We start from the raw sequence: 13,394 nt of genomic DNA, 5'->3' as shown, positions 1-13,394 counted from the left end.
GGCGGCCTCGATGGGCCGCCCGGGTTTCGTTTCGGAAAGCGGGTTGCCCCGCGTCACTCCTGCGTGAAGACCGCCGTATAGCGGTTGCCCTGGGCGAGGATTTCACGCGCCAGGCGGCGCACCTCGGCGGGCGTCACGGCCGTGAACAACGCCTCGTTGTCCTTGTCCAGATCCACGCCGTCGAAATACTCCGCACGCATCTTGTTGAGCCAGTAGGAGGTGGATTTCAGGTTCTTCGACCGGCTTTCGGCGTTGACTTTCCGGAAATAGAGCATCGCCTCGTTCACCTCCTGCTCCGAGGGAGCCTCGGCGGCCAGACGTTCGATGCCCTTCTGCACCTCGCCCAACAGCATTTCACACAGTTTGGGGTCGGTGTCGAAGCTCACCACCAGCTGGCAGTAGCCGCGGGGACGGGCGCTGACCTCGTCATGCACGCCGACATAATAGGTTCCGCCCTTCTCCTCGCGCACCGTCGTCAAATAGCGTGCGCCAAGGATGTAGGTGACGTAACGCAGCGCGGCGTAGTTCTCCGGAGTATAGTCGAACCGGCCGTGGTAGATGCGTTCGATCGACGATTTGGGCGTCACGGCGCCCGGGACGACCGCGTCGTATTCCGCCGCTCCGGGAACGATCCTGAAATCCGTCTTCGCGAATTTCCGCTTCGGGGCCGCGGGCAGCGAGCCGATGTATTTCTCGACGAGCGGCCGCGCCTCGGCGGCCGGCATCTCGCCCGCAAAGAAAAAGACAAAGTCGGCGACGTTGCCGAAGAGCTTGTCATAGAGCCTGCGGGCCGCCTCGCGGTCGAAACGGTCGAGCGTCGCGGGCGTCGCCCGCCGCAGCCACGGATGGCCGCCGTATTTTACGCTGTCGGCGCGCTCGGCGAAAAGCGCCTTGGGCGACTTCTCCTTTCCGAGCGACGCGCGGGCCAGGTCGAGATAGTCGCCGTAGGCCTGCTCCGAGAAGTTGGGACGGGTGATATAGAGATGCAGCAGTTGCAGCAGCAGTTCGAAGTCGGCCACGCCGGACGCTCCCGAGAAGACGCTTTCAGTCCGCCCCAGCGTCACCATCAGACTGGCGTCGTGGGCGAAAAGCAGGTCGCGCATCCCGGCGCGGTCGAGGTCCTTCACGCCCATCGTGCGAATGTAGTTCTGAAGCAGGTGCATGCCCTCCACATCGCTGTCGCGGGCGAAGCCGCCCTCGCTGACCGCCGTCACCCCGACCTTGCGGACGCCGATCACCTCGGGAACGGTGCGCCAGAAGACCTTCACACCGTTCGAGAGCGTCCACTCCTCGGCCCCGAGAGGCGCCTTGCGGGTCCTGACGACCTTTCCGGGCGTCACCTTCTCCGTAAAGAGCGGTCCGGCGGACTTCCCGCGGCGCTCGGGACGGGCGATCTTCGCACGCTTCACCGAGTCGATCAGGTCGAAGGCCTCCGCCTCCGAAGGGACCTTGTCCAGATGCTCCTCGGACGACGACACGAGCACGAGCATCCCCTCCGGCGAGGTCATGCCGGCACGCAGGCCGTTCACCTCCTCGCAGGTCAGGGCATCGAGCTGCTCGCCGACGATCCGCGTCCGGTCGTCGGGCGTCACGTAGGGCACATTGCGCGTGAAATGCTCCACATACCGCCCGGCCAGGTCGGTGTTCGTGGCGAGCCGGTACTTTTCGAGCGCGGCTTTCTCGCTCCGCGCCACCTTGGCACGTGCGGCCTCGAACTCCTCGCGGCTGAAACCGTAGCGTCGGATCTGCTCCACGTCGGTCAGCACCCCGGCCAACGCCTCGCGCATATCGTGCTCCTTGGGCAGGGCCGTCAGCATGAAGGTGTTCCGGCATGTGGCGAGGCTCCCGAGAACGGCCACCACGCGTTTGTAACGGGCGTCGGGGCGTTTCTCCGCCTCGGCCAGCCGGGCGCGCGCCATTTCGAGAAAGACCTTGCGCGCCAGTTCGTCGCGCACGGCGCCCACCGTCGCACGCTCCTCCTCCGACGGATAGGGCTGGTAGAAGATCAGCTTCACGGCCACAGCCTTGGTTTCGGGATCGGTCACCAGTCCGTAGCGGGGCTTGTCGCGCTGCGGAATGTCGTAGACCTCCTTCCGGGCGGGATTTTCGGCCTTCGGGATCGACGACATCACGTCGCGGATCTTCCGCTCCATCGCGTCCACATCCACGTCGCCGACGACGATCACCGCCTGCAAATCGGGACGATACCATTTATGGTAGAAGTCGATGAGCGTCTGCCGCCCGAAGCTGTTGACGATCTCCATGTCGCCGATCACATCGCGCCGGGCGTATTTCGACCCGTCGTACTCGACCTCGGCCGACTTGCGGGCCATGCGCGAGCGGGCGTCGTTGCCGCGCCGCCACTCCTCGCGGATCACGCCCCGCTCCGACTCGATCTCCCCGGGTTCGCAGGCGATGTAATAGGACCAGTCGTGCAGGATCAGCAGCAGCGAGTCCACCAGTCCCTCGCGCACCAGCGGCACGTTGGAAACATTGTAGACCGTGCGGTCGCGCGAGGTGTAGGCATTGACGTTGTATCCGAAGCGCACTCCATTGGCCGCAAGGTAGTTGAGAATGCCCTTTCCGGGAAAGTGCTTCGTTCCGTTGAAGGCCATGTGTTCGAGGAAATGGGCCAGGCCGTTCTGATCGTCCTCCTCCTGCAGGGCGCCTACGTCGTGGGCGATGAAGAAATCCGCCCGCTGCCGGGGATTGTCGTAATGCCGGATGTAGTAGGTCATCCCGTTGTCGAGCCGGCCGACCCGGACCTCGCCGTCGAGCGGCATCTTCTCTTGCGGGCCTGCGGGGACTTGCCCCGCCGCCGGAACGGCCAGCAGACAGAGCAGGGCCGCACGGATCAGAACAGATTTTTTCATCGTGGATTCGCTTAATTATGCAGTGCAGTTTCGCAAATATACAAAAAAGTCGCACAGGAGACGCTAAAAAACGGACGTCGCGGATCAATCAAACTTCAAAATAACTATCTTTGCGTTATACACATCATTTACAACCCGAACAATGAAAAGAAAAAGCAATTGGTTAAAGAATTTGCTGCAATGGGGCACGCTTGCGGCAATCGTGGGATTCGTGGTCTACGGGCTTACGCTCGGGGAGAAACCCGCGGACGTGGAGGCCTACTGCCCGTTCGGCGGACTGCAGGCACTGGGAAGCTACCTGGTCAACAACTCGCTGGCATGCACGATGTCCATGACGCAGATCATGGTGGGCGTCATGCTCGCCGTGGGAGTGATCCTTTTCAGCAAACTCTTCTGCGGCTACCTATGCCCGCTGGGAACCGTCAGCGAATGGATGGGCCGGGGCGGCAAAAAACTGAAGGTCAGCGTCGAAATCCGCCCGGGAAGCATCGCCGACCGCCTGCTCCGCGCCGTCAAATACGCGCTGCTGTTCTACGTGTTCTACATGTCGGCGTCGAGCAGCGAACTTTTCTGCAAGAATTTCGACCCCTATTACGCCGTCGCCACGGGCTTCAAGGGTGAGATCACCGTCTGGATGACCGTCATTTCGGTTGCGCTGCTCTTCCTCGGCAGCTTTTTCGTCAAAATGTTCTGGTGCAAATACATCTGCCCGCTGGGTGCGCTGAGCAACATCTTCAAATTCACCCTCACCTTCGCGGGCATCGTCATCCTGCTGTGGGCGCTCGGGCTGCTGGGCGTGGCTTCGGCCTGGGTATGGGCACTGGGCGCCGCCTGCGTCATCGGCTACCTCTGGGAGATGATCTATCTCAAGAGCAAGGTCTTCCCGCTGCTGCGCATCGTCCGCGACGAAGCCACGTGCACCAAGTGCGACGTCTGCCGACGCAAATGCCCCTATTCGATCGACATCAAGAACCTCGACAAGGTGAAGCATATCGACTGCACGCTCTGCGGAACGTGCGTCTCGGCCTGCCCCGAAGATTCGTTGCAGGTCGGCGGCAAACGCTCGCTGCGCTGGCTGCCCGGCATCCTGGCCGTCGCGCTCTTCGGCGCGGCGCTGTGGTTCGGCAGCCACTGGGAACTTCCGACCATCGACGAGAAGTGGGGCGAATACGAGCAGGTCGAAGGCATGCAGACCTACGAAATCGAGGGACTCACCTCGGTAAAGTGCTTCGGCAGCTCGAAGGCCTTCTCCGCGAAGATGCAGAAAGTGCCGGGCGTCTACGGCGTGAAAACGTTCGTGAAACGCCACGCCGTGGTGATCAGCTACGATCCCAAGGCGATCGACGAGACGAGCATCGACAAGGCGATCTTCTCGCCGACGACCATGAAGTTCGCAACGCCGAAAGCCGGCGTCGACTCGCTGTCGGTGGTCCGCATCGGCGTCGAGGGACTCCACGATAAGATGGACATGGTCTACTTCGGGGCCATCCTGCGCAACATCGACGGCATCTGCGGCTTCGACGCACAGTACGACTGCCCGGTAGCCGTTACGCTCTACGTCGACCCGTCGGCCGCGATCCCCGAAAAGATGCTCCGCGACTCGATCGAGGTCAAGGAGGCCCACATGCTGGCCCACGGCGGCAAGGTCCGCGCGATTCCGGTCCACTACGAGCTCAAAAGCTACGACCCCGCCGCCGGCAGGATCGGCCGCCGCGAGTTCCTCGACCTGATGTTCGAGCAGACCCGCGACCTCTCGGCGCCGTTCAAGCATAACACCGAGACTTACGGCGATGACGCGAAGTACCCCAAAGGCGTCTACGAAGTCGAGTGCCGCGGCATCGAGAAGCCGCTCATCAAGCGCAGCTTCCCCTACTTCCGCGGGTTCCTCTCGCTCAAGGAGGGCATCACGCGGCTCGACGTGGCATTGAACGACGAGGAGGTTCCCGTACTGCGGATCGTCTACGTCAAGTCGATGTGGGACGACGCGAAGATCTGGAACGAACTGCTCAACGCCAAGGTGTGGCCCGTGAAATACAAGGACGGCACGCTCAAGGACGAGGAGCCGAAGTTCACCTTCAAAACCGAGGGACACACCCTCTGACACCACCGGGGCTTGTGATACGCAAGCCCCTTTTTTCGAGATAAACCAAGAAGACGATGAAAAAAGCGATTTTTTACCTGCTGGCCTGCGTCCTGCTCCCGGTTGCGGCGTCGGCCGACGAAGGCATGTGGCTGGTCAGCACGTTCCGGGACGTGATCTACCCCCAGATGAAGAAGGAGGGGCTGAAACTCAAACCCGGAGAGATTTACAACGAGGAGTCCCCGGCGCTGTGCAACGCCATCGTGGCCGTCGACGGCGGCATGGGCACGGGCAGCGTGATTTCGGACAAGGGACTCGTCATCACCAACCACCATGTGGCCTACGGCGACATCCACTCGTTGAGCACCCCCGCGAAGAACTACCTCGAAGAGGGCTTCTGGGCGCTCGAACAAAAGGACGAACTGCCGCTCAAGGGCAAGACCGTGACCTTCCTGCGGCAGGTCCGCGACGTGACGGACGAGGCCCAGGCCATCCGCGACTCGCTCGAAAAGGCCAACAGCCTGGGCATCTTCGGGACGCGCAAGGTCTACGGCATCCTCGAACGGAAGTACGGCAGGGACACCCCCTTCGAAGTGGAGTGCGCCTCGATGTGGAAGGGCAAGAAATACCTGCTTTTCTACTACGAGACCTATAAGGATGTGCGCCTCGTGGGTGCGCCTCCCGTGAAAATCGGGGCCTTCGGCGGCGAGCAGGACAACTGGGGCTGGCCCCAGCACAAGGGCGATTTCGCCCTCTACCGCGTCTACGGCGACGCGAAGGGCCGCCCGGCGGCCTACTCGGAGAACAACGTGCCCATCACGCCCCGCAAGGTGCTGAATGTCTCGACGAGTGGCATCCACGACGGGGACTACGCCATGGTGATCGGCTTTCCGGGCCGCACCAACCGCTACATGTCGTCGCAGGCCGTGCGCGAAAAGGAGCACGTGACCAACCCCGTGGTGATCAAGGCGCGCCGCGACCGCCTCGACATCATGCTGCGCCACATGGAGGCCGACCCGGACGTGCGGCTGATGTACAGCGACAAGTATTTCAACATCAGCAACTACGCCGACTACGCCAAGTGGGAGAACATCTGCCTGCGCCGTTACGACGTTATCGGCATCCGCGCCGCCGAGGAGGCGCGCCTCGCCGCCTGGATCGACGCCGATCCGGCCCGCAGGGCCGAATACGGCGACCTGCTCGCCAACCTCAAAAAAGGCTACGAGGCCCGCGCCGAAGCCGTGCGCGAAAAGTGCTACTACCAGGAGACGTGGATTCGCCCGAGCGACGTGATGATGACGGCCAACCGTCTCGGCACGCTCGTCGACCGCATGCAGCGCGACGGCATCGCCTCGGTGCAGGACGGCGACAAGAACTTCGCGGGCGTGAAGTCCAACACCCGCCGGATGATGAAGGACTTCGACCTGGCCACCGACAAGGAGGTGCTGACACGGATGATGGAGAGTTTCATCGACAACGTGCCCCGCGAAATGTGGGGCGAGCAGCTGCCGCAGCTTTACGACCGTTTCAAGGGCAACGTTCCGGCGCTGGTCGACTACGCGTTCGAAAACACCTGCTGCACCAGCTACGAAAAGCTCTGCGCCTGGTTCGCACAGCCCCGCACGGCCGAGGAGATCCTCTCCGACCCGATGGCGGCGATGGCCAATTCGGTCAGCTCGCGGCGTTTCGCCGAGAAACTCAAACAGGCCGAGGAGACGTCGGGCATCGACGCCGACAAGGAGGAACTCCGCTACACCCACGCCATCTACGAGATGCGCGAATCGGAAGGCACGCCCCAATATCCCGACGCCAACTCGACAATGCGCCTCACCTACGGAACCGTAGGCCCGGTCTCGCCCAAGGACGCCGTGCACTACGACTCCCGTTCGACGATCGACGGCTACCTCGAAAAATACAATCCCGACGACTACGAATTCCGTGTCGACGACCGGATGTCTTCGCTCATCCGCAGCAAGGACTGGGGCCGCTGGGGCGAAAACGGCCGGCTGTACGTCAATTTCCTCACCAACAACGACATCACGGGCGGCAATTCGGGAAGCCCGGTGCTCAACGCCCGGGGCGACGTGATCGGACTGGCGTTCGACGGCAACCGCGAGTCGATGTCGGGCGACATCTATTTCCACCCGACCAACTTCAAGACAGTCTGCGTCGACATCCGCTTCGTGCTGTGGATCATGGACAAATACGCCGGCGCCGGAAAGCTGATCGATGAAATGCGGCTGGTGAAATAACCCGCCCTGCGCTCGCCAAGGAACGGACCCTTTCGAAAAGGGTCCGTTCCTTTTTTATGAATCCCCGACGACAAAAACCCCGCAGGACTTTCGCGTCCTGCGGGGTTTTTAATGACGAACCGCGGTTCAGAAGTTCAGACCCACGGCCGCGAACAGGCCGCCGCGCCGGCTGCCGTCCATCAGGCCGCTGCACCCCCATGCCGCACGCCCTTTCAGATCGACGTACAGGCTCATTTTCTTCGCCGGGAAACAGTGCGTATAGCGCAGGCCGGCCTCGCCGTTCAGACGGTCGTTGGTCAGGAAGGCATACTCCTGGGCCAGCAGGTCGGCGCGATAGTTCTCGTTGTCGATCTGCACCCCCTCGGGGCAGCTCTTCTCCAGTTCGGTTCCGCCGCCGAACGTATAGCCGCCGCGCACCGTCGCGTCGAGCCAGCTGCGGCCGCTGAACCGGAAGTTCTTCGTCACGCCCAGCATCAGTTTCGAATAGTGCAGGTCCTGATCGTAGCATGCCGGGGAGATCGTATATTCCGATTCGGCCTTGTAATAGGTATAAGCCGCATCGACGATCCACGAACTGCTCCACTCGTTGCGCTTGACGTAGAGTTTGTAATCGGCATCGACGCTGCGCTGCTTCTGCGAGAATTTCAGGAAGCGGCCGTACTGTTTGTACAGTTTCTGATTGGTCTCCGGATCAAGTTCCAGCTCCTGAATATTGTTGTATTTCAGCAGGTCGCCCCACGAGGCGTCGACCGAAAGCCGCTGATCGACCCTGCGGCCCGCAACGTTGAGCACCCCCAGATAGCGGTAGGTCAACTGATCGTTGTCGCCCAGATGCTGGTCCAAATCGAAGCGGAAACGCTCCATTTTGTCGTATTCGGCCGAGAACTGATTGAAGAACTTCACCCTCTTTCCCAATTTCAATTCCAACTGGGCGGCGCCTCCGTATTCGGAGCCTTTGTAATAGACGTCATAGAATTTTTCGCTTCCCCCGAGCTGCTGGCTGGTATAAAACCACATGCCTTCGAAGAAGTAGATCATTCCGCTGGTCGTATTCGTACCGAAAGCCGCATAGCCGACCTGCTCCGTCGTGCGTTCATACGTAAAATTAAGACCTGCGTCCACCACCTTCGAGGTAAACATCACACCCGGCTGAACGCTCAAATACATCGAGGTGGTTTTATTGCGCGAATCCCGACGCTTTGCCAGGCTGCGATCCTCGTATTTCCCCATCGCTCCAACCACCCAGCGCCCCATACGGTAGGCAACCCCGGCCTCGATGGCATAGGTTTCATCACGCGTATTTCCGGGAATCGAATCGCCGAGCAGCATCGGAGAATCTCCGATGTTGGCATTTCCCGCCCAACTGCGGTCCTTCGAAGCCGCATAATCATAACTCAACTTACCGTAGAACGAAAGACGATTCCAACGGCGGTACGACTCGGACCGGACCCCGAACGCATTCACTTCCGCTCCATCGGTAACGTTGCGCAGTCCGCCTTGCTCGAAATCATAATTCACTTCCGCAATGGAGAGCGATGCCTGATTGAGCATCAGGCCCGCCGCATTGTCCGAAACGAGCCATCCGCTTTTCGAACGAATCCGTTCCAGGGTATAATATTTTTCAAGGTTCTCCTTCGGAGCGGAGGACTGGGCGAAAACGCCCGACCCCGCACATACCGCAGTCAACAGGAGCACCGCATAGATCTTTTTCTTCATGGCTGTTTCGTTTTATCGGTTTTTGTACTCCGTGCAAAGGGTCGGTTCATCGAGCGGAATCCAGTCGTCGGCCGAATTGTTCGTATCCTGATAAACCGTACGACCTACGATCTCCGAAGCGCTTTCGTCCACCTTGCGGATATAGGACTGACCGCTGTACGAGGCCGTCGTGATAAACAAAGGCTGGAGACTGATGTCGGAGCAAAGACGCGGGACGTGCGTATCGTTACTGCGGAACTCCACACCATCGAGAATACACTCCTTGGGAACCATTATCGAGGGCATACTCTGATACTTCGTCGGCTGATACATCACCTTGCCGTAGGGCCGGCCTTTGATGGCTCCGTCCTTAACGTACTCATAAGGATCTTCAGGCAGCCGATATACAACGATCGCCGGCGAGCTGATGGAGAGAACGATCGAATTTCCGGATGCCAGCTCACAGAAGCATTCCAGCCGTTCAACGCCCGCGGCCGGAGCTTTTACCGCGGAGCCAGCAAAACGGTCGATATACATCGCCCATACATTATCCGCGGCAAGGTTCATCGGTCTGCTGGTCTGGTCTGCCGTATGTTCGACGGCGCTCAAGGCAATCACGACCTCTTCGCCCGGCTGTATCGGGTGCTCCCGGCCTTCGCCCGGGAAAACAAAACCGAAAGCGTTGACCGGAATGGAATCGCGGAGTTCGGTGCTGGTGCTTCCCAACCAGAATTTATTGTACACGGCCGATTTTCCCGAATTGAACGACGTGTGGAATCCGACTCCCACCCCGTCGAGATACTGCACATCGTCGGAATTGTTGCAGAGCGTGAAATACTGGTCATAGTTATAATTCGCTTTCCCGTCGGCAGTCTTCGTTTTGTGAAAATAAACCTCTTTCAGAATGATCGTGCCACGCGCCGTAGCCTTAATCTCGAGATTGTTCGTCCCGGCCGACTGACCGTCTTTATTCAGCACGAAATCCCTGGTGGCATGCAGGAACTTGCTGATTCCGCCCACATCGGCCACTTTGCTGATAATCACGCTGTAATTTCCGTATTCGGCGTCGATCCGGGTTTCACCCTTCGCATCCGTTTCGGAAGTATACGTATTTCCGATCTTCGTATTGCGCATAGTCACCTTGAACCCCGACTTGTCGAGCGATGCCAACTCTCCGGGCAAATCAATGGAGATCAGCACCTCCCTGTTGCCATGGAGCAATTCGCCGTCTTTCATATCCTTGAGGCAGCCGCACAGCAGAAAGGCCGTCGCCAAAGGCACCAGATAATATAAAATCTTTTTCATCATCTGCAACTCTTTAGAATTTAAGTTTTAGTTCCGCGCCGAAATAAATATCCGTATTTACGCGCTTATAAGTTCCCGTACTCTTCAGCAACATTTTAGGATGCGAGTTCGTAAAGTTGTTGGCGTAGAATGAAATCTGGGCAATCCTGCCGATCTCTTTCGTAACACGGAGGTTGGCCATGAAATAAGGCTTGAACGAATTTTCGACAAAGGTCGTAGTCGCACTGCCCGTCTGAAGGTATTCCCGGTAAGCCGCTCCATAGGTAGGATCGTTGTACAAGTCCCGATTGAACGGCAATAGCTGACCATCCATGTTCATATAGAAATCGGGATCCCGGTAGATCATCTTGCCATTCGTCCCATTCGAAAAATCGCCATAAACGGGATGATTGTCGTCATCGAGGATGTAAACACCGTCTGCCTGGAGATTCCGGGTCCGGTTGAGCCATACACACTGGACCGTCAGTGTTGTAATCAGACGCAACTTCGGAATGTGCGTGATCAGGTTAATATTGGAATTGAACCGGGTGTACACCGAACCGGAAGAGACGGATTTGCCTCCATAATAGGCTCCCAGAAACGGGTTGTAGATATTCTTACCGTCAATAGGCACTTTCACCGAGGAATAAGTATCGTACAACAACACGCCCTCGCTATCCTTCCGGGTCATGGTCATGTATGCTCCGTTGACAACGACCGAAGTCCGGACCGGACGAATCTGCCCGAAATCGAACGTATACTCGACACCCCACTTGTCGTATTTACCGTCATTGGCCGGTTTCTTGACGGATGCCGTATGGAATATTTTCTCATCCCGATAGTCGAGCGGCTCGCCTCCCACGCCCAGAACCGGTTGTCCCGGATTGTTCGGATCATCCATATAAACCGGAACTTCCGTCCCTTTATAGGTTTCGTATTCCCGGAATGACAATACCTGCGGAACCATACGAAGGGTATAACCGTTACGCATCTTTTCATTATAATAGGTAATGCCTCCCTTGACACCGAACATATCGAAATCGAGACCCACTTCGAAGTTCTTGCTGTACTGCATCTTCAGATCGCGGTTAATCATATCGGACTGCGGGGTCACGAACGTAGTCCATGCCGCCACAGGCCCCGTCTCGGCAGTTCCGCCCCAGCTGAACGAAACCCGGTCAATATACACCGGAAAAGGATAAAGCAGCCGCAGGGCCGGCAACGTGGTCTGGATGCCCCAGCCGGCGCGCAGCGACAGTTCGCGGACCTTTTTCGGCGCGCGATTGCTGATGATCGTATATTTGGCGTTAAAACGCGGATCGACGGCCCACTTATCGTTCAGCCGATCCGTCGCCATATAGGTAAAACGTCCGCCGGCCTGCAACGTGAGCGATGTTTTTCCGATCGGCAGCGTCGCTTTTTCTTCGGCGAAGACAGCCACCTGATTCAGGAAAGGAATATCGCTGAACGGCTCCGGACGGAACGACATGGGACGCACGCCTTCGTAATACTGTCCTTTGCCGGTGTTGCCAGAATTGTTCCACTCGACACCGAGCATCGCCTTGTTGTAGACCTTGCCGTAACGCCCCGAAAGTTCAGCCACCATTTTAGCCGTGGTGTAATAGGCCATACTCAAATTCCGAATATCGCTCAAGTAATTGTCAGGGGTGAATTCAGTCAGATACTCCCCGTTTTCCAAAGCTCCGGGATTGGCGACACCGAGGGCGCTGGGCGCCATCTGCTGACGGGCGTACTGACGGGTCATTGATGTGTTGAAAACGTATTTCAACGACGTAATCCACGACTTGTTGAGCAGCCACGAACCATTAAGGTTGATCGACAGGTTCCGGTCGTCCAACTCCTTGCGTTCAGCCTGCGAGATATTGTCCGGATCAGCCTTTGTAGTGCCGCGCGAAAGGTAACCGCTCACCTTCGCATTGAACTGAAACGGCGTGCGGTCACGGTTGAAGGTATTGGTATAACCCACCGAAAACGTTCCGCGGTCATAAGATTCCTCCACCGTACGGATGTCCTTCATCGCATTGGCGTAGTCGATCGACGCATTGAGGAAACCCTTGTCGGACCCCAACGCATAACCTTTAGTCAGCGACACGGCCTTGGTGTCCGGCACGGTCTTCACCCGGATTTCATAGGGAGTGCGGCCCTGCTTGGTCTTGACGACGACCGCTCCGGCGCTCATATTGCCGTATTCGGCCGACGCAACGCCGCGGATGACCTCGATCGACTCGATATTGTCGGTCGAAATGGTGCGCATGTCGATACCCCGGCTGGTTTGCTGCCCGAAAGCGGCCGCTTTTCCACCCATCAGCATCGCGCTATTATTCACAACGGCTCCATCGACATAGACGCCCACCGAACTGGAGTTGATGCTGTTCGCATCCTTACCGTCCGTCATCGAATTAGGCAGATCACGGATGCCGACGAAATTCGAAGTGGAGTTCGTCAATTCCGGATTCGCGGTCAGCACGCCCGGCAGCAGCTGCATCACGTCCTTGACGGAGGTGGCTTGCAGGTGGTCCATCGCCTGACGGTCGATCGTCGACGAGGAGTTGATGCTGCGGCCCCGCTGGGCCGTTACGGTCACGGTGTTGAGTTGCAGGCTCGACTCCTTGAGGCGCAGCGAGAGCGCCCCGATCGAAGCGCTGACCGTCACCTTGTACGAAAGCGGCTCGTAACCCAGGCAGGTTGCCTCGATGGTGTAGCTGCCGGTGGTCACCGACGGCATCCGGAACCGGCCTTTGGCATCGGTCACCACCCACAGCTCAAGCGTCGGAATGGAAACCACGCAGCCCGCAATCGGCTCCTTCGTGTTGTACTCCGTCACGGTCCCTTCGATGGAGACCTTCTTCGGAGCCTGGGCCTGCACTCCCAGCGGAATGCAGACGCCCGCCAATAAAAGCATTAGTAAAAATTTCTTCACGGCAAACAGGGTTATGTGAATAGTAAGAATGTCATTCGTTTTCGGGGGACAAAGATAGAGTGCCGCACAACAGGCGGCAACCCCGAGAAATGGGGATTTTACCGGTCAGGGGACACAATAACGGCTTCCGGCAGCTGCATGGCGCAACTGTCGGGCATCGGGAAACACGCGACTGTCAACAGATGGTAGGGCAATTCCCGCGGGGGGGGGAACCCGGGCCGGGAATTCGTCGGCATGGTCCGGAACGCTGATCCGGGCGGTCGCCGGGC

The 13,394-nt window shown here is 58.7% G+C and carries 6 protein-coding genes; 2 read left to right on the top strand and 4 right to left on the bottom strand.

Annotated features, from left to right (window positions below):
* Positions 1-53: 53 nt before the first annotated feature.
* Entirely contained in the window at positions 54-2,873 is a 2,820-nt protein-coding gene (locus tag DWW03_RS04720) for a M16 family metallopeptidase (RefSeq protein WP_118406402.1), read from the bottom strand.
* Between the two features lie 142 nt (positions 2,874-3,015).
* Here DWW03_RS04720 and DWW03_RS04715 point away from each other — a divergent pair, with 142 nt between their 5' ends.
* Positions 3,016-4,974, top strand: a complete 1,959-nt coding sequence (locus DWW03_RS04715; protein ID WP_044054274.1) for a 4Fe-4S binding protein — start codon at positions 3,016-3,018, stop codon at positions 4,972-4,974.
* A gap of 56 nt (positions 4,975-5,030) precedes the next feature.
* A complete protein-coding gene (locus DWW03_RS04710) occupies positions 5,031-7,205 on the top strand; it encodes a S46 family peptidase (protein WP_022061954.1) in 2,175 nt (724 codons plus the stop codon).
* A 126-nt stretch (positions 7,206-7,331) separates the two neighbouring features.
* Here DWW03_RS04710 and DWW03_RS04705 read toward each other — a convergent pair whose 3' ends face one another.
* From DWW03_RS04705 to DWW03_RS04695, 3 genes are read right to left on the bottom strand one after another with little or no spacing between them, the layout of a single operon-like run.
* Positions 7,332-8,921 (bottom strand): DUF6850 family outer membrane beta-barrel protein, encoded by a 1,590-nt coding sequence (locus DWW03_RS04705; protein WP_022061953.1) that lies wholly within the window; start codon positions 8,919-8,921, stop codon positions 7,332-7,334.
* 12 nt (positions 8,922-8,933) lie between these two features.
* Positions 8,934-10,205, bottom strand: a complete 1,272-nt coding sequence (locus tag DWW03_RS04700) for a DUF4876 domain-containing protein (protein WP_022061952.1) — start codon at positions 10,203-10,205, stop codon at positions 8,934-8,936.
* Between the two features lie 13 nt (positions 10,206-10,218).
* On the bottom strand, positions 10,219-13,125 hold the full coding sequence (locus tag DWW03_RS04695) for a TonB-dependent receptor (RefSeq protein ID WP_147344289.1): 2,907 nt from the start codon (positions 13,123-13,125) through the stop codon (positions 10,219-10,221).
* Positions 13,126-13,394 lie beyond the last annotated feature (269 nt).

Origin of the sequence: Alistipes sp. AF14-19 (genome assembly GCF_003461645.1) — a bacterium.
Lineage (GTDB): Bacteria > Bacteroidota > Bacteroidia > Bacteroidales > Rikenellaceae > Alistipes > Alistipes shahii.
This window is presented reverse-complemented; position numbering and strand designations above follow the sequence as displayed.

Excerpts from the sequence above, each read along its gene's own strand:
- DWW03_RS04700 (WP_022061952.1), bottom strand. The coding sequence starts at position 10,205 with ATGAAAAAGATTTTATATTATCTGGTGCCTTTGGCGACGGCCTTTCTG.
- DWW03_RS04715 (WP_044054274.1), top strand. The coding sequence starts at position 3,016 with ATGAAAAGAAAAAGCAATTGGTTAAAGAATTTGCTGCAATGGGGCACG.
- DWW03_RS04720 (WP_118406402.1), bottom strand. The coding sequence starts at position 2,873 with ATGAAAAAATCTGTTCTGATCCGTGCGGCCCTGCTCTGTCTGCTGGCC.
- DWW03_RS04705 (WP_022061953.1), bottom strand. The coding sequence starts at position 8,921 with ATGAAGAAAAAGATCTATGCGGTGCTCCTGTTGACTGCGGTATGTGCG.
- DWW03_RS04710 (WP_022061954.1), top strand. The coding sequence starts at position 5,031 with ATGAAAAAAGCGATTTTTTACCTGCTGGCCTGCGTCCTGCTCCCGGTT.